Raw genomic sequence first — 24739 nt, forward strand, 5'->3', positions numbered from 1 at the left:
GATGTCTCCGTAAGCTGATACTTCGATCTCGTCGTCAACCTCCTTGTGTACTCTCATCCAATTAAACCCGTACAATGCAATCGTCCCAGCAATCTTCCCTGATGAATCGACGCCGGTTTCTTCAATCTCTGAGCCGCACCGCGCTTGTCCTTCCGTTTTCTGACGTGTTGTCCATGGCCACTCCGCCGTGGAAACGGTCCCGGCTCGCCGCGCCGCAAGAACAGATGCAGGGCCAGGTTGGGGCACAACGGTCATACGACACGAAACCGATGCCGCCGCCTCCGGGGCCGCACTCGCCCATCGAAGGTACGCCTCTCGGCGTCCAGTTCATCGACGTAGCCACGCAGTCCGGACTCAACGCCAAAACAATCTACGGCGGCGAAGGAAAAAACAAATACCTCCTGGAAACGACCGGCTGCGGCGTCGCCTTCTACGACTACGACGAAGACGGCTGGGTCGACATCTTTCTCGTCAACGGCTGGCGCCTCGAAGGCTTCCCCAAAGGACAGGAACCAACCTGCCATCTCTTCAAAAACAATCGAGACGGCACCTTCACTGACGTAACAGCGAAGGCAGGCCTCGCCCGCAGCGGCTGGGGGCAAGCCTGCTGCGTCGGCGACTACGACAACGACGGCCACGACGATCTCTTCGTTAGCTATTACGGACAGAATGCTCTCTTTCACAACAACGGCAACGGCACCTTCACCGACGCGACCGAAAAAGCCGGACTCCTCCAACCGAAAACGCGCTGGAACTCAGGCTGCGCTTTCCTCGACTACGATCGCGACGGCCATCTCGATCTCTTCGTCGCCAACTACATCGACTTCGACCTCAAAACCGCACCCACTCCAGAATCCGGCCCCTGCACCTACAAAAGCATCCTCGTCGCATGTGGCCCTCCCGGATTACCCGGCGGCAAAAACATCCTCTACCACAACAACGGCAACGGCACTTTCACCGATGTCTCCGAAAAAGCAGGCATGTGGAACACCGTCGGCAATTACGCGCTGAGTGTTGCCGTAGCCGACCTCGACAACGATGGATGGCCCGACATCTACGTCGCCAACGACTCCACTGCCGCAACCCTCTATCAAAATCAAAAAGACGGCACCTTCAAAGACATCGGCATCGAAGCCGGCGCAGCCCTCTCACCCGACGGCAAGCCGCAGGCCGGTATGGGCGTCTCCATCGGCGACTACAACCGCGACGGCAACCTCGACATCGTAAAAACCAATTTCGCCGGCGACACCGATTCGCTCTACCAAAACATGGGCGACGGCAGCTTCGAAGACCAGACCTACCTCTCCGGACTCGGCATTAATACGCGCTATCTCGGCTGGGGCCTCGGCTTCTTCGATATGGACAACGACGGCTGGCTCGATCTCTTCGTCTCAAATGGACATGTCTACCCCGAAGTAAGCAGTTCGAAAACCGAAGCTCCCTACGCCGAGCACAAATACCTCTACCGCAACCTGCGCAATGGCAGATTCGAAGACGTCACCGACAAAGCCGGTCCCGGCATCACAGCTGCGGTCGCCGCACGCGGATGCGCTTTCGGCGACTATGACAACGACGGAGACTTGGATGTCGTCGTCAATTGCGTCAATTCCCTCCCCCAGTTGCTCCGCTGCGACTCCGAGTGGAAACGCAACTGGATCAAGATCAAGACGATCGGCACAAAATCCAACCGGACCGGGATCGGCGCGCGCATAAAAGTAATCGCTAAAACGGATCCAGATTCGCAACAACCTCTGTTACAGATTGACGAAGTGCGCAGCGGCGGCAGCTACTACTCGCAAAGCGACCTGCGATTGCACTTCGGGCTCGGCCAGGCAAAAATCGTCGATCAGGTTGAGATTCACTGGCCTTCCGGTCAGGTGGACATCTTCAAGAATCTTGAAGTAAACAAGCTCTACATCATCGAAGAAGGCAGCAAGACGCCGAAGGCCCAGACAATTACCGCCTGCAAGAAAGTCTAAACGCGGAAGACACCCCTCACCCTGAACAAGTCCTACATTACTAGTCCCAGGGCTGAAACGTCCGGTCTGCCCGGTCTGTCAGAACATTGCCCGACAAATGGAGTTGCTACGAAGCGTCATTTAGCGTCTTTTTCACTCGGATGGAGCTTTGGGGCACAATAAACAACATTCTCCAAATCCAGCCCAGATTCTATGGCGTACTTCTATTGACCAGGCACGCAGGTCCCGAACGTCGCGCATATTCTCCTCGAGCCCGTAGACCACTGTCGTCTCGCTCGCTAAAGTACGCCCACTGCACGACAGCCTTTAAGGAGACCACAATGAAAAAAGAACGAGTCAACCGTGTCACAGGAAGCCGTCGCACATTTCTGAAAGGAGCCGGAATCGCTGGCGTCGGACTCGCCACTGGAGCCGTGGTAAGTGGCAGATTGTTTTCAAGGGAACAGTCTGTCCATGCCGCCGCGTACAGCGACGCCGAAATTCTCAATTTCGCACTGAACCTCGAATATCTTGAGGCCGAATTCTACGCGATGTCCACCTATGGAGCTACGCTGGTCAGACTGGGAGTAATTAAGGAAGAAGACGAATCCGGCCCTACGACGGGCGGCCAAAGGGTTCCGGGCTTCGCGGCTTCGCCTGCCGCAGACATGGCTACAGCGTTAAGAACCGACGAGATCGATCACGTGCTTTACCTGCGTGCTGCTCTTGGCAGCAATGCGGTCAAGAAGCCCGCGATTGACCTCAACGCTCTCGGCTACGGTTTTGCCAGCACTCATAGCTGGATGGAGTTGGCAAGGCAATTCGAGGATGTTGGCGTCAGCGCCTATCTGGGAGCAGCCCCGCTGATCAGCAGCAGCACCTATCTAGCCGCAGCCGCCGCCATCCTGGCAACCGAAGCTCAGCACTCTGGTTCAGTTCGATTCGCTTGCATTATGAACGGTGTCACCAGCCCGGCTGTAGACTCGATCGACATTCCCCCGACATCCAAGAACTTTTATGACGTGAATAGCCACGCTCTGAGCATTCCGCGCACGCCCTCGCAGGTACTCAACATCGTCTACCACGGAGGTAAATGCTCGGGTGGATTCTTCCCCGACGGTATGAACGGCTCGATAGTTTGTCAGTCGTAGGAATATTTGTAAGTCGTTTAGCTCGTCTGTCCTAGGCAGGAGGCCAAGGGGGAAACCCTAGGGCATGACCAACTCAATCGCGGCCCACGTTTATAACCGTGGGCCGTTTGCTTTATGCATGAACTCAGAGGCAAGACCGGGGGAAGGAAGGTCTGAGAAGTACGAAACCTACACGCGGCAAAGACCTTCCGTGCAGCCAATTGGAACCACGCACAGCCGCGCAGTAAGCACCACCAGCGCAATCCACAAAACATCCGCGCCCAGCAGGTGTACAATCTGCATCCACGTAGGCGCCAGCAAAAAAATATCGGCAGCGCCAAGTAAATACTGCAACCCAAGCAGGCACACCACGCCAATCGCCAGCTTGCGATTCCTTCCCCGCCACGCGCTCGTAAAGATAAGCCAGCAGATAAACGCTCCCGCAATAACAGCCATCATCGGATGAATCCAGCGGATACGCAGCAGCCACGCGCTCTTCGACGAAAAATCCTGTGCCAGCGCCGCGCTTAAAGAAGCCGCAGGAAACAGCGTATCTCCCAGCGCAGCAAGCGAGCCGCTGACCCCCACAAACAGCGTTGCCACCAGCCCAACCGTGGCGATGCCAAAGGAACGGTGCTCGACGACGCCACGCATGAACCCCATCGTTCGCGACAGAAAGTGCGCCGTAAGCGCAAGAGAAGCCAGCAGCAGCAGAGTATTCGCCAGATGCAGCGACAAGTACACTGCCCGCGACGCTGATTGATCGTGCGCAACCTTGCCCAGAAGCACAAGAAGCGCTCCGAGGAGCGCTTCGTTGAAAGTCAACACGGCAGCCGCAACAACCCAGGTCCGTGCAATATGGCGTTTCGCCGTAGCGGCAAACGTCCACGCCACCAGCGCCAGCATCGCGATCAAAGCGACGCCGCTCATGGCGCGATGCGTCAGCTCAATGATGGTCTCTATCCGTGGCGAATGCTGGATGACTGTACCGTTGCACAGCGGCCAGTGTTCCCCGCAGCCCGCGCCCGATCCGGTGGCCCGAACAATCGACCCCCACAAGATGACCGCAACGTTATAGACAAGCACACTCCAGGCAAAGCGCTGCACGCCCTTTGAATGCCCTGCCTCAGCCGAAAAAAGCGGTATTGCGCTTGTCGTCAAAAGAAATCCGCCTGCATCAATTCTAATCGCTCCGGCACTGCAACTCTTTGGCAGGGCATCGAATCTCACCTTACGCTATGAAAATTCCGCCCCCGATCAAACGACTTGCGCCGATTCTACTGTCATCTGCCTTAATCTTCAGCACTTACGCCGCATCCTCGGCCCAAACCACCGCGTCGCAAGACGCGAAGACAGCCGGAACCGACACAAAAGATGCCGCCAAGAGCACTGGTCATGCCGTCAAGAAGGGCACGACCACCGGCTATAACAAAACAAAGGAAGGCACCACAACAGCCTACGATAAGACCAAGGAGGGCTCGACCAAGGCTTACGACAAGACGAAAGAAGGAACTCAGAAGGTATTCGACCCCGATAAGGAGCCGTCTACCAAAGTAAAAGATACGAACAAAGAAACGACCCAAAAAGTAAAAGACAAAAGCAAGGAAACTCAGCAGAAAGTCAACGACTCTACCTCACCACAGTAACTACTCTTAGTAACGATTACGACAGAGTAATGCCAACGCACGAGATTCGTGTGGAAATTCCAGCCTCTTTCCCAGTAAACTGACCTAACTAGCTACTACTTGCTAACTAGCTACTACTTGTTAGACTTTTAAGACTTTTCCTCAGGTCAGGGAATGCGGATTTTCGTTAACGAGTTTTGTGGTCACCCATTTCAGATCCAACTCAGCCGTGAACTCGTCATCCGCGGTCACGAAGTAGAGCACGTCTATTTCTCCGGCAATCTATCCACTCCGAAAGGCGCCGTCGAGGCGGCCAACACCGCTCATCGCCTGAATATCAGCGGGCTTAACATCAAGAGAGCCTTCGAAAAACACTCCATCCGCAGCCGCCGTGCAGCCGATATCGAATACGGCATGGCCGTAGCTGAAGCAGTGAGCAGGTTCAAGCCCGACGTAGTGATTTCGGCGAACATGCCGCTGGACGCCCAGAAGATCCTCCTGAAGGCCGCGAGAAAGCACAACGCGAAATTCATTTATTGGCTTCAGGACGTATACAGCATGGCTGTGCGCTTCGTTCTGGCACGCAGACAAAAAATTTTGGCAAATATTGGCGGAGCCTATTATGAATCGCTGGAGAAGAAACTCCTTCGTCAGTCCGATTCCATTGTCTGCATCTCTGACAGCTTCGTCGATTACGTAAAGGACTGGGGGATTGAGGAAGAAAAAATTCACCTCATCGAAAACTGGTCCCCGCTCGATGAAATCACGCCGATGTCCAAGGACAATCCCTGGGCGCGTGAAAATGGCGTTGCACAGAAGTTCTGCTTCATGTACTCAGGCACGCTCGGCATGAAACATCGCCCGGAGCTGCTGCTGTGCCTCGCAAAGCATCTGGACGCCACGCGTGAGGCAATCCTTATCGTAAACGCGGCCGGCGCAGGCGCAGACTGGCTGCGCGATCAGACAAAAGACATCAGCCCGGAGGCCTTCCGCCTCCATCCTTTTCAGCCATACGAGCGCCTTTCAGAAGTCATGGCAACCGCCGACGTCCTTATCGCGCTGCTCGATTCCGATGCCGGAAAGTTTGCCGTTCCCTCAAAGACCCTTGCATACCTTTGTGCTGCGCGGCCGATTCTGATGGCCGCCCCTAACGTGAATCAGGCGGCCAAGGTCATCCAGGCAGCAAAGGCCGGACTCCTGGTTTCACCGGATTCGCCCGAAGATTTCGTTTTCGCTGCGCGGAAATTCATAGATAATCCTCATGAAAGAGCCGCGTACGCAAAACAAGCGCGCGCATACGCGGAGCGAAATTTCAATATTGGACACATCGCTGATCGCTTCTTGAACCTGATCAGGCATGACCGATGTGGCCAAACAGCACGTCTTTTCCCCCGGGATTGTGAACTAGATTAGTTAGATTTTTTTGCCGAAGGAACTACGTTTGAAGCAAGTCGTCATCTTTGGAGGAACAGGATTTATCGGCACCCACACCGCGCAGCGACTCCTGCGGGAGTTCGGTGTCGAGCAAATCGTACTTGTTGACATCAACCCACCGCAAACCGCGCCTTATGCGGCAGGCCTTCGGGCTGCGTTGGGGTCGGGCAAGGCCCGTTTTGTCCAGCACGATATTCGCCAGCCAATGCCGGTCGATGCGCTGCCGAATGCCGATCTGATTTTCAACTTTGCCGCCGTCCATCGTGAGCCGGGCCACCAGCCGAGCGAATACTACGAGACAAACCTCCTCGGCGCTATGCACGTCTGCAACTACGCCGATGCGGTCAACTGCAACCACATCGTTTTCACCAGCTCCATTTCTCCCTATGCGGTCTCCGAGGAGAGCAAGCACGAAGAATCGCTGCCTGTCCCTGAGACCCCATACGGAGGCTCGAAGCTCGTCGCCGAAAAGATGCATACTGCCTGGCAGAAGGCAGCCCCCGGAAGAAGGCTTCTGATCGTGCGCCCCGGCGTGGTTTTCGGTCCCGGAGAAGGTGGAAACGTCACGCGCCTCATCCACAGCCTGACAAAGGGCTATTTTGCTTACATGGGAAATAAAGCCACGCGGAAAGCGGGCGGCTACGTAAAGGAACTCACGAACGTTTTCCTCTTTGGCGTCGACTACCAGAAGAGGAATAGCGAGGGCTTGACGTTGCTCAACTTCTCCGTACAGCCTACTCCCGCCCTCAGCCAGTACGTCGAAGCCATCCGCAAAGTTGGCGGAATCAACCGCGAGCCGCACTCGATTCCCCGTGGTTTGCTCCTCGGCGTCTCCTATCCAGTCGAATTCATCGCCAGGATATTCGGCATCAAGCAACCGGTCTCGCCGACGCGCATTCGCAAACTCTATCGCTCCACCAACATCGAGCCGCGCCGCTTGCAGGAGCTCGGCTACGCATACCAATACTCTCTTGAAGAGTCATTCGAGGATTGGAAAAAGGACAAACCGGAAGACTTTGGCGTCGACCCGTCAGAGACTCGTCTACCTAGGCAGGTCAGCCCGCAGCTAGCTCCTTAGCCCGCTGCGCCGCGCGCATCACTGCCTTAATCAACGTCACGCGCAGTCCGCCCTCTTCCAGTTCAAGAATGCCGTCGATCGTGCAGCCCGCTGGCGTGGTCACCGCATCCTTCAGCAGCGCCGGATGATACCCCGTGTCCAGCACCATCTTCGACGCGCCAAAGGTCATCTGCGCCGCCAACAAGGTTGCCGTATCGCGTGGCAGCCCGACCTTCACGCCCGCCTCCGCCAGCGACTCAAGAATGATATAGATATACGCTGGTCCTGACGCCGAAAGCGCCGTCACGGCATCCATGTGCTTCTCATCCACAATTACCGTGCGGCCAATCGTCTCATAGATACGCGAAGCCATCAGCATCTGCGCATCCGTCACATACTTGCCGCGACACAATGCCGTCATCCCCACGCCCAGCATGGAAGGCGTATTCGGCATCGAGCGAATCACAGGGATGGCAACGCCCGCAGCCTCTTCCATCGCGCTCGTCTTCACTCCCGTCGCAAACGAAATCAGCATCTTATCGGCAGTCAGCGCCGGCTGGATCTGGTGAACCAGATCGCCCACCTGAAACGGCTTCACGCCCAGCAGAATCAGGTCCGCGCCCTTCGCCGCCGCGACATTATCCGTCGTCACTTCCACGCCCCACTGCGCGGAGAGCACCTGCGCGCGCTCTTCATGGGCAACCGTCGCCACAAGCTGCTCTGGCCGAAAAAGCTGCTGCTTCAGAAACGCCTGCAGCAGAATGCCGCCCATTTTACCCGCGCCCAGAACCGCGACACGTACTTGAGAAAGATCTTCGTTCATCTCGCCTCTGAATCAGATTTCGTGTTGATGGAGATCGTCATTCTGACGACCAACGGGAGGAAGAATCTCAGCGATCTATCGGTAAGGCAACTTACTAATATTCTTCACCGTGCTTCACAATGGCGATCTTCTTCTGAGGAAATTTCACCTGTACAGAAAAGGCATAACTAAGACTAGCCTACTTCCCTTTCTGCTGCGCAATCCAAGCCGTCACCCGCTCATCCAATACATCCAGCGGCAGCGCCCCAGAGTCCACCACCTCATCATGAAACGCCTTCAAATCAAACTTCGCGCCCAATTCCTTCTGCGCCTTCGCACGCAGTTCCAGAATCTTCAGCTGACCCATCTTGTATCCCAGCGCCTGCGCGGGCCACGCAATATAGCGGTCGACCTCCGCATTGACCGTCGCATCGTCCAACCCCGAATGCTCCTTGAAGAAAGCCACCATCTGATCCCGCGACCAATGCTTCGAGTGCACTCCGGTATCAACCACCAACCGAATCGCGCGGAAAATATCCGCCTCCAGCCGTCCATAGTCCGAATACGGATCCTGATAAAATCCCACATCCTTCCCCAGATGCTCCGCATACAGCCCCCAGCCCTCCGTGTAGGCGGTGTAATGCATGTACTTGCGAAACTCCGGCAGCCCCGTCAACTCCTGCGCAACGGAAATCTGCAAATGATGCCCCGGCAATCCTTCGTGATACGCAATCGACTCCACATTCGCCAGCGAGCGGTGCGCAAAGTCATACGTGTTCACATACACCGTTCCCGGCCGCTTGCCATCCGGCGTTCCATGCTCGTAGTATGCCGGAGCCTGATCCTTCTCAATGAACGCAGGCACCGCATCCACCACCAGCGGAGCCTTCGGCAGCCGCCCAAACAAATCCGGCAGCTTCGTCTTCATCTGATCGATGTCATGCCGATAAAGATCGAGCATCTGCTCCTTCGTCTTCGCATGCAGCGTCGCATTGCTCGCAATCGACGCGCGCATCGAAGCCAGATCCTTGAACCCAAGCTTCTGCGCGATCACCAGCATCTCCGCTTCATCGCGCTTCACTTCATCCAGGCCAATCTGGTGAATCTGGTCCGGCGTCAGATCGGTCGTCGTGCTCTGGCGCACGCGAAAGGCATAGTACTTGTCGCCATCCGGAAGCGACCACACGCCGGGCTCCGTGCGCCCCGCCGGGATATACACCCCCTGCAGAAACTTCGCAAAGCGCGTGTACGCAGGCAGCACCTGCTTCTGGATCGCATCCAGCATCTCTGCCTTGATCCGCTCCTGATCCGCCGCGGAAACAGCGCTGGGAAATTTCTTCAGCGGCCGCGCAAACGGAGTGTCCTCCGGTTTCTCCTGGGCGATCGTATTCACCTGCACCAGCACCTTCTCCAACAGATACTTCGGCGGCACACGGTGATCGTCCATTCCCGTCATCATGTTGTCTGTAATCTGCTGAAAGGCCGCCGGCATCTTCTTTAAACGCGCAATGTAATCGTCATAATCCTTGACCGTCTCAAAACTGAGCTGCGAAACCAGCTGCGGCAGCGACGACTGCAACCCATTGAACTGATCGACCGGCATCTCCCAGGGCTTAAAGTTCGCAGCCTCCTGCTGCTCCGCCAGTTCCCGCGCCATCAGGTCCTTGCTCAACTCCTCCTGATCGCTCAACCCCGTCGTATCGATAGCAGCAAGACGAAGCAGATAATCGCGCCCCCTCGCCAGCCGATCATTGTAGGCCGCGACAGAATAGTCCGTGAGCTGGTCATTCCACCGCTTGTCTCCAATCGAAGAAGCAAACTCCGGCGAATGCTGCAGCCGGTCTTCCCACATCTCCGCAAACAGCCCACTTAGCGCCTTACTGCGATCCGCAGCACTCTGCGCAGCTTGCGCATGTAAATGGATAGCGGAAATAAAGAACAAAGAGGAGGCGAGAGTGAAAGAAATCAGCTTCTTCATAGTAAGGATGGGCTTAAAGCGAAGTGTATCAGGGGACCGCGATGCCCTGTTCAGAGCACAACCGAGAAACAGGCAATTTCCATGAGCCACAATCGTATCTCGCGCCCTTGCATAGTAAGATCGAAGAGTTTCGAAGAATTAGCCACGTCTCCTGTTGTGTAATGAAAAACAGTTCTAAAACAGAACAAGAGGTACGACACGGACTCCATGCCTCGCTTGTAAGCATTGCTTCCAATTTTGCCCTCACAATTTGTAAATGCACTGTCGGACTCATCGGGCACTCTTTTGCCCTCGTAGCCGACGGTATCGAGTCCCTATCGGACGTGCTGAGTTCCGCTGTCGTCTATTTCGGGCTGCGTTTCGCAATCAAGCCACCCGACAAAGAACATCCCTATGGACACGGCAAGGCCGAACCCGTTGCCGCGATTGTTGTCGCCCTCGGAATGGCAGCCGCCGCTGTGGTCATTGCCATTGAGAGCTTCAATCTCATTCGCACTCCGCATCCCCTGCCAAGGGGATACACCCTCTGGGTTCTGCTGTCAGTCTTCGCTATCAAACTGGTGCTGGCACGCTATGTCTCCTCCGTCGCTCACAACATCGACAGCACCGCAGTCCGGGGAGACGCATGGCACCACTTGAGTGATGCCATCACTTCGTTATTTGCATTTATTGGAATCTCAGTCGCCCTTTTAACGAAGAATGCACGCGCAGACGATTGGGCTGCTCTTTGCGCATCTGTGGTAATTTTCTTCAACGCGTCACGCCAGATCCGCACTCCCTTGGCAGAGATACTCGACGCAGCTCCGCCTCCGGAGATCGAACAACATGTCCGCCGGGTTGCGGCGTCCGTTCCCGGCGTTGTGGGCCTGGAAAAGTGCTTCGTGCGCAAGGTCGGCTTTCAATACTATGTCGATCTTCACGTGATCGTGAACGGCAATATCACCGTTCGATCCGGTCACGCAATTTCCCATCGTGTTGAGGACCGGGTCCTCGCCGAAGTCGACCGTGTAGCGAAAGTTCTAGTTCACATGGAACCGGAGGAAGAGCTCCTCAATCCAAGTCACAGCCAAATGTAATCCGATTGCCATCAGCTTGGTATCGATCCTCAAACGTTTAATCTGCTGTTCTCATTCAAACTATCTACGGGACAACGGAGCTTGGCACGGTCTTCAGAGTCACTGCATCTGGACCCTGACGACGCTGCACACCTTTGACGGCAAGGATGGCTCCAGTCCAATGTCGGCGTTGGTTCCGGGTACCAACGGGAACCTCTATGGAACGACGGAATACGGTGCAGTGCTTGCGCTGAGGGCTGTGGCACAATCTTCAGCCTTTCAACAGGTTTGCCATAACGCACAGCCGGATGCCCGGCACCGCCTCGGAGATTTGGGACGCAAGCTTGAGGGGCTTCCGGTGCGCCCATGAGTAACCATTGAATTGCTTTCGGAAAGAACTTGGACGACCGGAATTGAGTGATATTCGGTTACGCTAGTGAGCGTATCGGGAATGCGCTGGAGGAAATGTGCGCACGTTATTTTTGCTGGCTCTGATGATCTGCTCAATGGTTACCCATGGTGATTATTGCCAAGAAACCCCACCCAGCGAGAACGCTGAGAAAGCGCCCACTAAAAGCGCGACGTCTACAGATAAGAACTTCGCCAGTCGTTTTCCTTTGTATGTTCAAAAGCTACGTATTGTTACGCAATATCACTGGAATTTGAACGATGTTGATGCTTCTACTCCTCCAGGCGCAGAGTGTATGTCTCATTTGAAATATCCAAGAATGGAGACGCTACTCACATTTCTGTAGCCAAATCGAGTAATTCTCCGACCCTTGATAGCTCTTGTCTTAGAGCAGTGCAGAAAACAGCCAACTACGGAACACTCCCATCTGGTTACGAAAAGAACACCCTGTCCGTAAGCTATTACTGTGAAATGCCAGCTCCATAAGAAAAAGCCCGCTCCTACGGGCTTCGTGTCTTAGGGAGAATCTGATAGGGGCCGTCATTCTAACCACCAACCGGAGGAAGCATCCATGGGTGGGGCGGCCTCAGATCTAACTTTGGGTGCCCCATGTCTCGATTCTGAGACATGGGATCGCCTTGCGCAGCAAGGCCGGTTAGTAGCGCAGGACTTCAGCCCCGCGAAAAAACTCGCCGTCGAAAAGCCGGGAGCCCCATGTTAGGAGGAGCGAAGTCGAAGACTTCCCGAGCTAACGTGGGTCTTTCCAGTCCGCGCGCACATCAGAATGGTAGAAGCACAGGGCTTCAGCCCTGTGAAATAAAACCGCCGTCGAAGACGGCGTACCTTGCTGCCGCAGGCCCATCCGCAAAGGTCGAAGACCGCAGCGGATCACTCACGACGCGCGTCGGGCAACCGACGCGCCACCTTATCCGCGCCCCCACATCCACAAACGCAACACCTTGAGGAATCCACCACCCTCCCATATCCTGTCCACGCAAACCCAGACTTCCGACGTAAAGCGAGACGCCATGCTGCCAAGCCCCGTAACCGATCTCAAGACATTCGTACCCGCCCGAGACCCCGAACTCTCCCGGCAGTTCTACACCGACCTCGGATTCACGATCAATTGGAGCAACGACCAGATCGCCGAGTTCCAGATCGGCTCCTTCCGATTCCTGCTCCAGACCTTCTACGTCGCCGAACACGCAGGCAATTTCATGATGAGCCTCGCAGTCGAGGACGCGGACGCATGGTGGGAGCAGATCCAGCGTCTGGACTTCGCCAACAAATACCCGGGAATCATGTGCAGGCCCCCGGCGATGCAGCCTTGGGGAATCCGCGTCCTCTACCTGAGCGACCCGACGGGCGTTTTGTGGCACATCACGGACGGGCGTAAATCATAACGGGCTAGATCCACATTCAATCGCAAAAAGAGAGGGGCCAGCTTCGCCCCCACAAACCTGTCAAGCCCCTCCGCTTGCCATGAGCACCACAACTATCTCAATTCAAATGACTTCCCCTCGGACGAGGACTCGCGAGAAATTACCGCTAAGTTTGCTATAATAGAAGTTAGAGGCGCGGGACGAATCCCGTGCCTTTTTCTTTTAGAGAAACATCAGCCTAACCGCTAACCCTCGTAAATAGAGCAATTTAGGCTAAAATTGATCAAGATACACCCTAACCCATGTCAAATGAGGAATTTAACAGAAGTTAGGGGGTCATCTTACAACCACGAGAGAGAGCAGTCAGGAGGGCGATAATAGCCGACTTGCCGACGCGAAGCATTGACTCGCTGCCGCGGGAGCGCTGTCCCGCTCCGCACCCATAACCCGAATAAAAAGAGGATTTTACAAAAAACCCGGAGGGGGTCTAGGAAGCAAGACTTCCTGAATCCAGTAGCCGGTATAGCGTCGAGCGACTTATCCCGAGCAGCCGTGCCGCACGTAGCTTGTTTCCGCCCGTTTTCGCAAGTACCTCGGTGACATGGCGCAGGATCATGCGGTCGAGATTCGGATCATTTTCGACTACGGAATCTTGCGGCTGAGTTTCGGGCGCCACAACCGTCGTCAGCGACGGAATGTCGATAGGCCGAATCCACTGCCCCGGACAGTTCATCGCCGCGTTGGTAATGATGGTTTCAAGCTCGCGCACGTTCCCGGGCCAGTTGTGCGAGAGCAGCCGGGCAAGCGACCCTTGCCCCAACCCGCGCACCGGTTTGCCATGCGCCGCTCCGCAGCGGGTCGCAAACCAATCGGCCAGCGCGCCGATATCGTCGCGGCGCTCGCGCAGCGGCGGCAGCTCAAAACGAATAGCGGTGAGCCGGTAGCAAAGATCCGCACGCAGTTCGCCGCTGGCCGACATTTGACGAAGGGGTTTGCATGAACTGACAAAAAGTTGCCGCGGGAAAAAGCCGGTGGCATCACGCCCGCTGCGGTGTTCCCACCATTCGAGGAAATCGACGAGGCGCGATTGCTGGTCCGCGCCGAGATCGTGGATGCGGGTAAGAAACAGCGCACCACCGCGAACCTCCTCCAGCACCGACTGCGTCTCAGCGGATATAAACCGCGAAGCAGAGCAGGCGACAAACGCCGCCTGGGACGCAGCGCCCAACGCGTGCAGCGTCCGCGCCGTGATCGCCTTTCCCGTACCGGCCTCGCCTTCGATGGCGACGATACGGAGGTGCTGAGCAGAATGTTTCAGGCGCGAGAGGAGCCGCTGCATGACAAGACTGCGCGCCACCATGTCTCCCAGTCGCGCCAGCTCCCCACCGCCGTCTCTCACCTCGTCGGCGATCATTGCATCAGCCGTCGATTGACCACTCACTTGCGAAAAACTTGCCACCGCTGCTCCCCAGGCCTCGTTCGATTGTCAGACTCACCGGATATACGGCAGCCTACGCAATCTATCGGCAACGGAGCGGAAAGTGATAGGCGATGGCAGCAAAGAAAAAGAGCGCCGGAAATGGCGCTCTCTGCAAGTTGAATTCAGTTGCGATAAGCACCTAAGAATGAGTATGTTCTGGTGGCTTCCGAACTCGGGACGACGGCTGGTCGGAGAAGATCTTGCCGTCGCGAATCATCACCACGCGATGCGCGTACTCGGCGATGTCCGGCTCATGCGTCACCAGCACGATCGTGTTCCCCTTCGCCTGCAATTCATCGAAGAGAGCCATGATTTCATCGCCGGTCTTCGAATCGAGGTTGCCTGTCGGTTCGTCGGCAAGAATGATCGATGGCCGGTTGATAAGCGCGCGCGCGATAGCCACGCGCTGCCGCTGACCGCCCGAGAGCTCGTTCGGTTTGTGTTGCATGCGGTCGCCTAAGCCTACAGCTCGAAGAGCGCCCTCAGCGCGTTCGATGCGCTCAGCAGCATGGGTGCCGTTGTAGATTAAGGGCAACTCGACATTGTGCAGTGCCGTCGCGCGTGCCAGCAGGTTAAAGGTCTGGAAAACGAAGCCAATCTCCCGGTTGCGAATACGCGCCAGTTCGTCATCGTTCAGATCGCTGACCAGATGCCCATTGAGCCAGTACTCGCCTTTGCTTGGAGTATCGAGGCAGCCGATCAGATTCATCAGCGTCGATTTGCCCGACCCGGACGGACCCATGATGGCAACGTACTCGTTCTGCTTAATACGCAGCGATACGCCCTGCAGAGCATGCACCTGCTGCTCTGATCCCATATCGTAGGTCTTCCACAAGTCGTGCACCACAATGATGTCACCCGGTCCAGGCCCATTCGGTGATGGGCTGCCTGGGCCGGTGATGATTTGCTCTTCAGCTTCCATGGTTGTCTGGGTCGTCATTAACCTGCTCCTGATTCTCCCATACCTATGAAGACGAAGAAGAATCGCTTTCGTCTTTGTTTACCGTCACTGGAGTCGTATCCCGCTTAACCAGCGAGTCGTCCTTCAAATTACGCAAGATCCGATACGAGCCCGTGATAATCTCATCGCCTTCTTTCAGTCCGCTGGTCACCTCGATATCCGTGGTGCCGGTAATCCCCGTCATCACAGGTACGAAATGAGCCCGCATCTTCCCGCTCTTGTCCGTGTGCACTACGAAAACACCCTGCACCTTCGGTGCGTCGGCAGCGGGCGGCGCGCTGGGGGTGGCAGTGGATGCCTTCTGAAAATGTGGCTTTCCTTTTGCATCCTCAGGAGCGCGAAGCGTTAGCGCTTGAATCGGAATGGATAGAGTATTCGCCCGGCTCGCGGTCGTGATCTTCGCCGTAGCAGAGAGTCCCGGCTTTAATAGATCGGTCGCCTGATCGACAGTCACGACTACCTTGAAGTCCTTCGCTTCCTCTGTCCCGCTGGTCGATTGGCTGGTGGCAACACCGGTAGACCGCAACAGAGCCTGGTCGCCAACCTCTGTGACATGCCCTTTGAAGACTTTGCCCGGAAGCGCATCCACACTTACGTCAGCTTCCTGACCGAGAGCGACGTTCACAATGTCGGTTTCGTCCACCTTCACTTCTGCGGTAATGATCGACATGTCGGCGAGCGTCATCAGCGTCGATCCTTCGGCATTCTGGATGCCGACGACCACTGTCTCTCCCTCGCGCACTGGCAGGTTGGTCACGAGCCCATCGAATGGCGCTAGGCTGACTGTCTTGTTCAACGCGTCTTCATTAAAACGGAGTGTCGCGACTTGGGTGCCCAGGTGTCCGCGAGCGGAGTCTGTCTGCGCCTTTGCCTGCACAAGAGCGGCGGTGCTCTGATTCAGCGTGGCGACATCCGTGTCATAAGCAGCCTTTTTGGCATCGAAATCGGCCTTGGAAACCAGTTTTTCTGCGTAGAGCGCCGTATACCGATCGTAATCGAGCTTTTTCTGCTCCAGATCGGCCTTGGCATGCTCGACATTGGCTTCCGCTGTCTTCTCCGCCGCGATATATGAGGCTATATCCGTTTTGGCAGCGTCAATCGCGGCCTTCTGGGCGTCAACGTTGGCTTCCGGCTGGATACTCTCCACCGTTGCCAGGATCTGACCCTTTTTTACGTGATCTCCCTCTTTGACATAGAGGTGCGTGATACGTCCGAAAGCTGTCGCGCCGACGTTGACATACGTTTTAGGCTTGATCTGGCCGGTCCCGCTGACAACCGAAACCAGGTTGCCTCGTACAACTTTGCCGGTAAGAACCTTCGTATACCCGGACTGGGCACGAACCACGGTGAGCGCGACAATACCTGCCACGGCAAGAATTACTGCAACTACAATGATGATTTTTTTCAAAGCCAGTCTTCCTGTGTCTGCGGATCTCGAACGCCTTGCCCGTCCACTCGCCCAGAAGTACGCAAATCTGGCGGGCCAGGTTCCCCAAAATCGCAGCGTCCGTGCGCTGGATTGTCTACCCCGCCGAGTGCTGACCATGATATCAGGCGGAATTATTGATGGGATAGCACCGAATCGCGTTCATTTCCGTCTAACAATGTGCAACAGCGGCTTGTATTCCTTCTTCATGAATTCGTAGAATTAAGAATGCGGTAGAGGGGTAACAGAAAAACAATATGTTGAAGGGCCGTATTCCCATTTTTGTCGCGATCTCCCTTGGGGCCTTCGCGATTTCTCAGGCACAGTCCACGACGCAGAGCGATCCTCAATTGCAGACCCGCCCGGCGGCGCCGCAGGCCGACGCCCAGAGTCCTTCGACGCCGGCTTCTTCCACTGAAGATCCGCTCAAGCGCCAGCTCTCTGATAAAGAGCGCCGAAGCCAGCAAAAAGAACTGAAGCAGGAGTTAAAGGGACCCTACAAAAAGTGGGTTGATCAGGACGTTCATTGGATCATCACCGATCAGGAATTAAAAGCCTTCAAGAGTCTCAGCAACGACGAAGAGCGCGACGCTTTTATCGAAGCCTTCTGGCAGCGCCGCAATCCAAACCCCGATTCGCCTGAGAATGAGTTCCGCGAAGAACACTATCGCCGCATTGAATACGCGAACGAGCATTTCGCCGCGGGCAAGCCAGGCTGGAAGACCGACCGCGGCCACATGTACATCGCATACGGGAAGCCGGACAGCATCGACTCCCATCCCAGCGGCGGCACCTACGACCGACCGATGGATGAAGGGGGCGGCACAACTTCGACGTACCCCTTCGAAACCTGGCACTACCGCTACATCGAAGGCATCGGCGAGAACATCGACATTGAATTCGTCGACACCTGCATGTGCGGCGACTATCACATGACCATTGACCGCTCGGAGAAGGATGCGCTGTTGCACGTGCCGGGCGCGGGCCAGACGATGTATGAGCAGATGGGCATGGCCAAGCAGTCCGATCGTTTCCGCGGCGGCCTGGAATCGCTGGGTAATGGGCCTATGGCGGGCATGCAACAGAGCAAGCAATTTGATCGACTCGAACAGTATGCCAAGCTGCAGGCACCGCCCGTAATCAAGTTCAAGGACCTCGAGCTTGAGTCATTCATGTCGAACCACAAGCTTATGACGGGGCCTTACTTCCCCTTCGATGTGCGCACGGACTACGTCAAAGTGACGGATGACACCGTGCTGGTACCGATCACTCTACAGATCAAGAACCGCGACATCACCTTCAACAACAAAGACGGCATCGATGTCGGTGAAGTTCATATTATCGGTCGCGTCTCAACGATCACAGGCAAGATTGTGCAGAGCTTTGAGGACACGGTTGAAGTAGAAGTTCCGACGGAGCTCCTGACCAAGACTCTCGACAACAAACGCCTTTACTGGAAGTCGCTTCCTCTGCGCCCGGGCCGCTATCGCGTTGACATCGGCATCAAGGATGTGAACAACCCGGACCACCTCGGCGTGTGGGCGCAGGCGATCAACGTTCCGAAGTACGACGAAGACAAACTCTCGGCTTCATCGTTGATTCTTGCCAATCGCATGGAACTGGTGCCGTCGAAAGAAATTGGCGCAGGAAATTTTGTGATCGGTAACACAAAGCTCTTGCCAGCGGTCACTTCGAATCCTACAATTTCGCCATCATTCCAGCGGACGCAGAAGCTGAATTTCTGGATGCAGGTGTATAACCTAGGAATTGACGAGAAGAGCAAACAAAACTCCGCAACTATTCAATATCAGATTATTGATTTGGCCTCGAATAAGGCGGTCCTCGATATGCAGGAGGACTCAAAGAAATTGAGCGCCAGTTCCGATCAGGTAACGCTGGAGCGTAGCGTCCCCCTTGCAAATCTTCAGCCAGGCAAGTATCAAATCAGAATCAAGGTGAACGACAGCGTCTCCAATCAGGAGATTGCCCAGTCGGCGCCGTTTACGGTGGAGTAGCAGGAAGCAAAGGACGGAGCAACCACAAGAGTTGCCGGTTCTGAACAACAACGATTTTGGGGCAATCGGCCAGGAGTATTTTAGGGTCGCTTGACGTTTTCCAGGACAGCAAGGAACGCCTGAAGAGTGTCAACCGATTCTAGCGACGAACGAAATCGGTGAGGATGATAGTTCCCAATCTGCGAATCAAGTTTGGCCCAGCGCTTGCGCTGCTGATCACTGCGTTTGCGCTGTCTGCATATGCAGAAGGACCAGGGGCTGTCTCAGGGATTGTGCGCGATGCCAAGGGCACACCGCAGGTCGGCGCCCTGGTTGAATTGCTGGGGCCGAATCTTGTTGTCATTGCAAATACTTTCACTGACGACCACGGTCGCTACTCCCTGAGGGATCTTTCTCCGGGTAGCTACAACCTCAAAGCTTCGGGGTCCTTTTTCCTGCCCACTTTGCGCGAAAACCTTCGCGTGCTCGCTGACTCCAAAGTGGTCGTCAACTTAACGTTGAACACCCTCTATGAAGCTTTTCGATGGCTTCCGGCAAAACCGCGCCAGGCGGATGAGCCGCAGGACGATTGGACGTGGACCCTGCGCCTTTCAGCCAACCGTCCACTGCTGCGTATGCTTGAAGATGGACCGCTTGTGGTTGTCTCCGATGGAGACGGAACCGCACCCTCTCTGAAAGCCCGCGTCACCATTCGCGGCGGCGCCAATGAGTTTGGCGACGGCGGCATGCACCACGATTTCGAAATGCAGCGCTCGAATGGCGACGATCAACAATTGATTCTTCGAGCTGATCTGAGCCAGGCGGAGAGCGCGTCCCTCAATACAGTCGTTGGCTACGCAAAGCAGCTCGCTCCAGGGCGTACATTCCGGACAGTGGTGGCGGTCGAGGATCGCCCAGACATTCAAGGCGGCTTCGATGGTCAGGGGATGCAGGCTGCGATCCTTCGTTCCTCTGAATCCATGGACCTGATGGACGGAATCACGGCTGAGTTCGGGAACGAGATCGAGGCGATCCATCTCGGTGAAACTCAGTTTGCCAATCATCCATTTGCCGGAGTGAGCGTTCATGCCGGTGAAAACACGGTTGAATATCACGTATCTACATCGCCTGGCGCACAGCATGCAAACGAGATCGATCGCGCGAGCACTCTGTCCCCTGCGTTAACGGAAAAAGACGGCAAGCTTCTCCTCGAGCGAGGTCTTCACCAGGAGATATCTTACGAGCGGCACGACGGCAATTTGCGCTGGCGGATGACCGTCTATCAGGACCACATCGACAATCCCGTTGTCAGCGGCGGTGGCACCCTATCGCTCGCAGATTGGAATAGCGGCAATCTTCTGTATGACCCGAATACCGATCTGCTGAAAGCAACCGGGCAGAACTTCTTCAGCAATGGCGTGCTCGCCGAAATGCGTGAAAGGATCAACGACGACACGTGGTTCAGCGTTGCCTATGCCATGGGTGATGCGCTGACGATGAATTCTGTGCCAGGAAAGGTTTCGCTGGAAGAAGGAATCAACAGCCTCCATCCACGGCGAGCGGGCATGCTCTCTGCCAGCATGAGCGGCAAGCTGAAGCAGGCAGGCACCCAATGGCGTGCGTCGTACAGATGGCAGCCAACAGACACAGTCACCGCGGTCGATCCATTCAACGGAGAGTTGCCTGATCCCTACCTCAGCTTCTATTTGCGGCAACCGATTCACTGTCGTATCCTGCCCTACCGCGTAGAGGCGCTGATCGACGTACGCAATTTGCTTGCACAGGGCTATCGCCCATTTGTCACGCAGGATGGCAGTACGCTCTACTTCGCGCAGGCAGAACGCAGCGTTCAGGGTGGTCTTTCCTTCTCCTTCTAAGATCGCTCACGCGCGAAATTCCAACGCCATTTTGTGCTATATTCTTAGGAGTGCGTTCGCGAAATCGAACGCTTCCCTTCATCAGCCCTGCAGTGTTTTCCTCCTGCGCATGTGGACGCGTAGCTCAACTGGCAGAGCATTCGGCTCTTAACCGACAGGTTGTAGGTTCGATTCCTACCGCGTCCACCATAAAATCAATCACATTTGCAGAATCTCTTGGTCAGCTCCGTAGTCACTAAGATCTCGGTTTTACTCGTCAACCATGCGCCACGAGTGATCGATTACCATTAGTTCTTACACGAGCTTCCTGGAATGGAATTAAAACAGTTGTGTTTCAGGGGACAGACCGAATGAACGAAGCTCTGAGCAGAGTGAGGCAAGTCGAATGATCGTAACCGAAGGCTTGAATCGGGAGGCGCTTCCGCAACCGGTGCTCGCGCCGCTCACTCGCGCGGCGATCTTTCTGGTCGTCTGCGTGAAGCCCGATCGTGAAAGCTACGCAACCATGCGCTCGTTCTGCGGTGACCTCGGTGGGCTCATCCGAGCTGTTGAATTCCGCGATATTGAGGCCGGTCTTACTTGCGTCGTGGGCTTCGGTTCGGACACTTGGAACAAGCTATTCGGCAGTCCTCGACCAGCCGACCTTCATCCCTTTCGAGAGATCCGAGCGGGCGGACGCCATGCCGTCTCCACGCCAGGCGACGTATTTTTTCATGTTCGCGCCAAGCGAATGGATAGCTGTTTCGAGTTGGTAACGCAAATTATGCAAGGCATTGGAGAAGCTGTCTCGGCCGTCGACGAGGTGCAAGGTTTCCGCTACTTCGATGATCGAGACCTGATCGGCTTCGTTGACGGAACGGAAAATCCAAGGGGCACGGCCGCTCTTGATGCCGCGCTCGTCGGCGAAGAAGACGCTCCGTTTGCCGGAGGCAGCTATGTTCTGGTCCAGAAATATCTTCACGATATGAAGAGTTGGAACGCTCTTTCTACTGAAGCTCAGGAACGCATTATTGGGCGCAAGAAGCTTTCCGACATTGAGTTAGACGATGCCGTCAAACCCACTTCGGCGCATAGCGCTTTGACCGTCATCGTCGAGGACGGAAAAGAGGTCAAGATTCTAAGGGACAACATGCCCTTTGGACGACCCGGTTTCGGAGAATTCGGTACCTATTTCATCGGATACAGCCGTTCTCCGCGCGTCACAGAATTGATGCTTGAAAACATGTTTGTGGGGCGACCACCAGGCAACTACGACAGATTGCTGGACTTCAGCCGCCCAATCACCGGAAGCCTGTTCTTTGCACCGTCTGCGACGTTTCTCGAAAATATCGGAGATGAGCCTGCTGCCGTGGCAATCGCCGCTCCACCAGTGGAGTCCGACTCGTCTTCTGCCTCGCCCATGCGGGACACATCACTTGGAATCGGATCGTTAAAAGGAGTGAAGGATGAATAATCTCCATCGGGAGTTGGCACCAATTTCAGACGCAGCGTGGGCTCAGATCGAAGAAGAGACCACGCGAACGCTCAAGCGGTATCTCGCCGGTAGGCGAGTCGTCGACGTACCCTCTCCAGGTGGATTAGATCTGCCGGGAGTCGCAACCGGCCACTTGCTGACGATTGCGCCTCCAGCCGACGGCATCGCTGCAAGTCAGCGTGAGGTGAAGGCCCTCGTCGAACTGCGGGTACCCTTCGAACTTACTCGGCAGGCGATCGATGATGTGGAGCGCGGTTCCGACGATTCCGATTGGCAGCCAGCCAAGGACGCGGCGATGAAGATGGCATTTGCTGAAGACCGCGCCATCTTCAATGGTTATAGTGCAGCGAATATACAGGGCATTCGGGAAGGTACCAGCAATCCGGTCAAGACCTTACCCGCGGAAGTGCGTGAATACCCGGATGCTATTGCGCAGGCGCTGAGCCAATTGCGCATCGTTGGCGTGAATGGGCCTTACTCCGTTTTGCTTGGAGCGAAAGAGTACACAGAACTCTCTGAGACCCGCGATCATGGATATCCCCTGCTGGAACACGTCAAGCGCATTGTTGACGGAAACATCGTATGGGCGCCAGCCATTGATGGCGCCTTTGTGCTGACCACGCGAGGCGGCGATTTCGAACTCAATATCGGACAGGATGTTTCCATAGGCTATCTCAACCATACGGACGCCATCGTTCGACTGTATCTCCAGGAGACATTCACTTTCCGCGTACTGACAAGTGAGGCGTCGGTCGCACTTTCTTCATCCCAACAACCCTCCGCTTGATAGATATTCGCTTGGCTGCGCGATAAGCACGCAGCCGAGCCGACCCCAAAAGACGCTCTCCATTTCCGGATGTACAGCGCTTGCATCACCTCATAGCAGGCGAGCACTCTAGAATCAACGTTCAAGAGCTGAAGACAATTCGCTCTCGTCCGGTGTTCTGCCAGGTCTAATATAGGGAGCAGCGTCATGATGAAGTGCTTGTTCGTCGCAATGGCTTGCCTGTTGTTCGGAGCTAGCGGTGAGCCTGCACCTAATTCATCCATCGATACACATGTGCTCTCTCAGCCGTACGCACAATTTGGATTTGATGTGCTGCGGGAATTGGCGTCGAACAAGTCTGATCAGAACATTTTCGTTTCGCCCACCAACATCGCGGTTGCGTTGGCTATGACATCCAATGGCGCAAGCGGAGCGACTCGGCAGGCGATCCTACAAACTTTGCATGCAGACGGGCAACCCGTCGAGACCTTCAATGCTGCCAATCGTGCGCTTGAAGAGCAGATCGCCGGGACAACGGCCGTACAACTCTCCATGGCGAATGCACTCTGGCTACAGCAAGATATTCCAGTAAACCCATCCTTTAGGCAGACACTCCAGGCTGCGTATAGCGCCCAAGCCGAAAATCTGGACTTTCGAAAGGCATCAGCGGTAGAAACGATCAATGCCTGGGTCGCCAAACACACCAATGATCGCATTCCAAAGATTCTCGATCAGGTTGATCCCTCGACCGTCGCATTACTAACGAATGCAATTGCGTTCAAAGGTAAATGGACGATGCAGTTTGATCCGAAAGTCACGCAACCACATGACTTCAAAATGGCGAACGGCACCCTAAGTAAAGTGCAGATCATGCAACAGACTGCTGAATACGGGTACAGCAATGCTGAGGGGCTGGAAGCGATTCGTTTACCCTATGCCGACGGCACATTTGCGATGTATGTGGTCTTACCCAAGAATGACACCGCAATGCAATCGTTTCTTCAACAATTGACTGCGGATGCATTTACGAAGATCGTGTCGTCCCTCCATCCACAACGGGGAACAATCGAGTTGCCGCGCTTCACGATTACATACGACGCGACACTGAATGCAATCTTGACGAAACTCGGTATGGGGAATGCCTTCAGCGATCACGCGAATTTCGAAGGCATCTGCAAAGCTCCGCCTCACCTGAGAATCAGCGAAGTGCGACACGCCTCGTTCCTGAAGGTCGACGAGGAAGGAACCGAAGCTGCCGCTGCGACAAGCGTTGGCATTCGCGCCACAGCAATCAGAATCGAGCCACCACCCTTCCACATGGTTGTCGACCACCCATTCTTTCTCGCGATTCGCGACGAACGGAATGGTCAAATCATCTTCACCGGCTCAATCGGAAAGCCCATAAGCTAGCCAGACCTGAACGGGACTATGCAGGGAGGCGAAGAAAATCCTTTGCCATGAATGAGAAATCCGGCCTCGAAGCACAGCTCTGAATAGTCGACTCGGAGCAAGTCCCATGGATTCATGTTGACATCCGACCCGAGAAATCCTATTCTCATGTCGGATGACGACCCAAAAGAGCAACGATGACCGTATCGCGCTGTTGCAGGGCACGCTGGACCTTCTCATTCTGAAAATTCTTGTCTTGGGACCACGCCACGGTCAAGGCATAGCTCGATCCATACAGCGTCAATCGGAAGAAGTCTTTTTAGTCGACCATGGCTCACTCTATCTGGCTCTGCAGAGACTCGAAGACAAGAAGTGGATCAGCGCCAAGTGGGGAGTAAGCGAAAACAACCGCAAAGCAAGGTTCTATTCGCTGACAGCAAAAGGCCGCGAGCACCTCGTACAGAAGACGAGCGAATGGCAGCGGTTGACAAGAGCAATGGGCTTAATCCTGGATGGGGGACCGAGCGGCGAGGAGGTCTAAC

The 24739-nt window shown here is 55.4% G+C and carries 23 protein-coding genes and 1 tRNA gene; 17 read left to right on the forward strand and 7 right to left on the reverse strand.

The window, feature by feature from the left end:
* The first annotated feature begins 101 nt into the window (after nt 1–101).
* Entirely contained in the window at nt 102–1979 is a 1878-nt protein-coding gene (locus H7849_RS13835) for a CRTAC1 family protein (RefSeq protein WP_251106264.1), read from the forward strand.
* 320 nt (nt 1980–2299) lie between these two features.
* Nucleotides 2300–3109 (forward strand): ferritin-like domain-containing protein, encoded by an 810-nt coding sequence (locus tag H7849_RS13840; protein WP_186740026.1) that lies wholly within the window; start codon nt 2300–2302, stop codon nt 3107–3109.
* Between the two features lie 168 nt (nt 3110–3277).
* On the opposite strand, the gene H7849_RS13845 is transcribed toward H7849_RS13840, so the two are convergent.
* Nucleotides 3278–4249: a COX15/CtaA family protein gene (locus tag H7849_RS13845; protein ID WP_251106265.1), complete on the reverse strand. Its 972-nt coding sequence runs from the start codon at nt 4247–4249 to the stop codon at nt 3278–3280.
* A gap of 77 nt (nt 4250–4326) precedes the next feature.
* On the opposite strand from H7849_RS13845, the gene H7849_RS13850 reads away from it, so the two are divergent.
* The 3 genes from H7849_RS13850 to H7849_RS13860 all read left to right on the forward strand — a co-directional run bounded on the left by H7849_RS13850 (nt 4327) and on the right by H7849_RS13860 (nt 7225).
* Complete coding sequence (locus H7849_RS13850; protein ID WP_186740028.1) at nt 4327–4734, forward strand: Synuclein family protein; 408 nt, start codon at nt 4327–4329, stop codon at nt 4732–4734.
* A gap of 153 nt (nt 4735–4887) precedes the next feature.
* Nucleotides 4888–6126, forward strand: coding sequence for a glycosyltransferase family 4 protein (locus H7849_RS13855; RefSeq protein WP_186740030.1), 1239 nt, complete (start codon nt 4888–4890; stop codon nt 6124–6126).
* A gap of 28 nt (nt 6127–6154) precedes the next feature.
* Nucleotides 6155–7225: an NAD-dependent epimerase/dehydratase family protein gene (locus tag H7849_RS13860; protein ID WP_186740032.1), complete on the forward strand. Its 1071-nt coding sequence runs from the start codon at nt 6155–6157 to the stop codon at nt 7223–7225.
* On the opposite strand, the gene proC is transcribed toward H7849_RS13860, so the two are convergent.
* Together proC and H7849_RS13870 are read right to left on the reverse strand one after the other, a co-directional pair.
* Nucleotides 7203–8027, reverse strand: coding sequence for a pyrroline-5-carboxylate reductase (gene proC, locus H7849_RS13865; RefSeq protein ID WP_186740034.1), 825 nt, complete (start codon nt 8025–8027; stop codon nt 7203–7205). The genes H7849_RS13860 and proC overlap by 23 nt on opposite strands.
* Before the next feature lie 178 nt (nt 8028–8205).
* A complete protein-coding gene (locus tag H7849_RS13870; protein WP_186740035.1) occupies nt 8206–9984 on the reverse strand; it encodes a DUF885 domain-containing protein in 1779 nt (592 codons plus the stop codon).
* A 161-nt stretch (nt 9985–10145) separates the two neighbouring features.
* On the opposite strand from H7849_RS13870, the gene H7849_RS13875 reads away from it, so the two are divergent.
* The 4 genes from H7849_RS13875 to H7849_RS27445 all read left to right on the forward strand — a co-directional run bounded on the left by H7849_RS13875 (nt 10146) and on the right by H7849_RS27445 (nt 11934).
* Complete coding sequence (locus H7849_RS13875) at nt 10146–11060, forward strand: cation diffusion facilitator family transporter (RefSeq protein ID WP_186740037.1); 915 nt, start codon at nt 10146–10148, stop codon at nt 11058–11060.
* A gap of 160 nt (nt 11061–11220) precedes the next feature.
* On the forward strand, nt 11221–11409 hold the full coding sequence (locus H7849_RS13880; protein WP_186740039.1) for a hypothetical protein: 189 nt from the start codon (nt 11221–11223) through the stop codon (nt 11407–11409).
* 97 nt (nt 11410–11506) lie between these two features.
* Complete coding sequence (locus H7849_RS13885) at nt 11507–11794, forward strand: hypothetical protein (protein WP_186747920.1); 288 nt, start codon at nt 11507–11509, stop codon at nt 11792–11794.
* Nucleotides 11740–11934, forward strand: coding sequence for an energy transducer TonB (locus tag H7849_RS27445; RefSeq protein WP_186740041.1), 195 nt, complete (start codon nt 11740–11742; stop codon nt 11932–11934). Before H7849_RS13885 ends, H7849_RS27445 begins: the two co-directional genes overlap by 55 nt.
* Before the next feature lie 317 nt (nt 11935–12251).
* On the opposite strand, the gene H7849_RS26855 is transcribed toward H7849_RS27445, so the two are convergent.
* The gene (locus H7849_RS26855) at nt 12252–12653 is read right to left on the reverse strand and encodes a hypothetical protein (RefSeq protein WP_251106839.1); all 402 of its coding nucleotides are present in this window, start codon (nt 12651–12653) and stop codon (nt 12252–12254) included.
* Here H7849_RS26855 and H7849_RS13895 point away from each other — a divergent pair.
* A complete protein-coding gene (locus H7849_RS13895) occupies nt 12570–12851 on the forward strand; it encodes a VOC family protein (RefSeq protein ID WP_251106817.1) in 282 nt (93 codons plus the stop codon). The two genes, H7849_RS26855 and H7849_RS13895, sit on opposite strands and share 84 nt — an antisense overlap.
* A gap of 466 nt (nt 12852–13317) precedes the next feature.
* Here H7849_RS13895 and H7849_RS13900 read toward each other — a convergent pair whose 3' ends face one another.
* The 3 genes from H7849_RS13900 to H7849_RS13910 form a co-directional block, all read right to left on the reverse strand.
* Nucleotides 13318–14289 carry a sigma-54-dependent transcriptional regulator gene (locus tag H7849_RS13900; protein WP_186740045.1) on the reverse strand — a complete coding sequence of 324 codons (972 nt, stop codon included), beginning with the start codon at nt 14287–14289 and terminating at the stop codon, nt 13318–13320.
* A gap of 160 nt (nt 14290–14449) precedes the next feature.
* Nucleotides 14450–15127, reverse strand: coding sequence for an ABC transporter ATP-binding protein (locus H7849_RS13905; protein ID WP_285288965.1), 678 nt, complete (start codon nt 15125–15127; stop codon nt 14450–14452).
* Between the two features lie 148 nt (nt 15128–15275).
* Complete coding sequence (locus H7849_RS13910; RefSeq protein ID WP_349627425.1) at nt 15276–16679, reverse strand: efflux RND transporter periplasmic adaptor subunit; 1404 nt, start codon at nt 16677–16679, stop codon at nt 15276–15278.
* A gap of 275 nt (nt 16680–16954) precedes the next feature.
* On the opposite strand from H7849_RS13910, the gene H7849_RS13915 reads away from it, so the two are divergent.
* From H7849_RS13915 to H7849_RS13945, 7 genes are all read left to right on the forward strand, one after another.
* Nucleotides 16955–18712 (forward strand): GWxTD domain-containing protein, encoded by a 1758-nt coding sequence (locus H7849_RS13915; protein WP_186740047.1) that lies wholly within the window; start codon nt 16955–16957, stop codon nt 18710–18712.
* Between the two features lie 164 nt (nt 18713–18876).
* Complete coding sequence (locus H7849_RS13920) at nt 18877–20568, forward strand: carboxypeptidase-like regulatory domain-containing protein (protein WP_186740049.1); 1692 nt, start codon at nt 18877–18879, stop codon at nt 20566–20568.
* A 113-nt stretch (nt 20569–20681) separates the two neighbouring features.
* Nucleotides 20682–20757 (forward strand) — tRNA-Lys (locus H7849_RS13925).
* Between the two features lie 196 nt (nt 20758–20953).
* The gene (locus H7849_RS13930; protein ID WP_186740051.1) at nt 20954–22021 is read left to right on the forward strand and encodes a Dyp-type peroxidase; all 1068 of its coding nucleotides are present in this window, start codon (nt 20954–20956) and stop codon (nt 22019–22021) included.
* Nucleotides 22014–22829 carry a family 1 encapsulin nanocompartment shell protein gene (locus tag H7849_RS13935; RefSeq protein ID WP_186740053.1) on the forward strand — a complete coding sequence of 272 codons (816 nt, stop codon included), beginning with the start codon at nt 22014–22016 and terminating at the stop codon, nt 22827–22829. Before H7849_RS13930 ends, H7849_RS13935 begins: the two co-directional genes overlap by 8 nt.
* Before the next feature lie 186 nt (nt 22830–23015).
* Nucleotides 23016–24218 (forward strand): serpin family protein, encoded by a 1203-nt coding sequence (locus H7849_RS13940; RefSeq protein WP_186740055.1) that lies wholly within the window; start codon nt 23016–23018, stop codon nt 24216–24218.
* A gap of 154 nt (nt 24219–24372) precedes the next feature.
* On the forward strand, nt 24373–24738 hold the full coding sequence (locus H7849_RS13945) for a PadR family transcriptional regulator (protein WP_186740056.1): 366 nt from the start codon (nt 24373–24375) through the stop codon (nt 24736–24738).
* The last annotated feature ends 1 nt before the right edge of the window (nt 24739 follow it).

It is taken from the genome of Alloacidobacterium dinghuense (assembly GCF_014274465.1).
Lineage (GTDB): Bacteria > Acidobacteriota > Terriglobia > Terriglobales > Acidobacteriaceae > Alloacidobacterium > Alloacidobacterium dinghuense.

What these genes read in the sequence shown, in the direction of transcription:
- H7849_RS13940 (WP_186740055.1), top strand. Translation starts at nt 23,016, where the DNA reads ATGATGAAGTGCTTGTTCGTCGCAATGGCTTGCCTGTTGTTCGGAGCT.
- H7849_RS13855 (WP_186740030.1), top strand. Translation starts at nt 4,888, where the DNA reads ATGCGGATTTTCGTTAACGAGTTTTGTGGTCACCCATTTCAGATCCAA.
- H7849_RS13915 (WP_186740047.1), top strand. Translation starts at nt 16,955, where the DNA reads ATGTTGAAGGGCCGTATTCCCATTTTTGTCGCGATCTCCCTTGGGGCC.
- H7849_RS13835 (WP_251106264.1), top strand. Translation starts at nt 102, where the DNA reads ATGAATCGACGCCGGTTTCTTCAATCTCTGAGCCGCACCGCGCTTGTC.
- H7849_RS13930 (WP_186740051.1), top strand. Translation starts at nt 20,954, where the DNA reads ATGATCGTAACCGAAGGCTTGAATCGGGAGGCGCTTCCGCAACCGGTG.
- H7849_RS13905 (WP_285288965.1), bottom strand. Translation starts at nt 15,127, where the DNA reads ATGGGATCAGAGCAGCAGGTGCATGCTCTGCAGGGCGTATCGCTGCGT.
- H7849_RS13880 (WP_186740039.1), top strand. Translation starts at nt 11,221, where the DNA reads ATGTCGGCGTTGGTTCCGGGTACCAACGGGAACCTCTATGGAACGACG.
- H7849_RS13875 (WP_186740037.1), top strand. Translation starts at nt 10,146, where the DNA reads ATGAAAAACAGTTCTAAAACAGAACAAGAGGTACGACACGGACTCCAT.
- H7849_RS13935 (WP_186740053.1), top strand. Translation starts at nt 22,014, where the DNA reads ATGAATAATCTCCATCGGGAGTTGGCACCAATTTCAGACGCAGCGTGG.
- H7849_RS13920 (WP_186740049.1), top strand. Translation starts at nt 18,877, where the DNA reads ATGATAGTTCCCAATCTGCGAATCAAGTTTGGCCCAGCGCTTGCGCTG.
- H7849_RS13870 (WP_186740035.1), bottom strand. Translation starts at nt 9,984, where the DNA reads ATGAAGAAGCTGATTTCTTTCACTCTCGCCTCCTCTTTGTTCTTTATT.
- H7849_RS13850 (WP_186740028.1), top strand. Translation starts at nt 4,327, where the DNA reads ATGAAAATTCCGCCCCCGATCAAACGACTTGCGCCGATTCTACTGTCA.
- H7849_RS13840 (WP_186740026.1), top strand. Translation starts at nt 2,300, where the DNA reads ATGAAAAAAGAACGAGTCAACCGTGTCACAGGAAGCCGTCGCACATTT.
- proC (WP_186740034.1), bottom strand. Translation starts at nt 8,027, where the DNA reads ATGAACGAAGATCTTTCTCAAGTACGTGTCGCGGTTCTGGGCGCGGGT.
- H7849_RS13945 (WP_186740056.1), top strand. Translation starts at nt 24,373, where the DNA reads ATGACGACCCAAAAGAGCAACGATGACCGTATCGCGCTGTTGCAGGGC.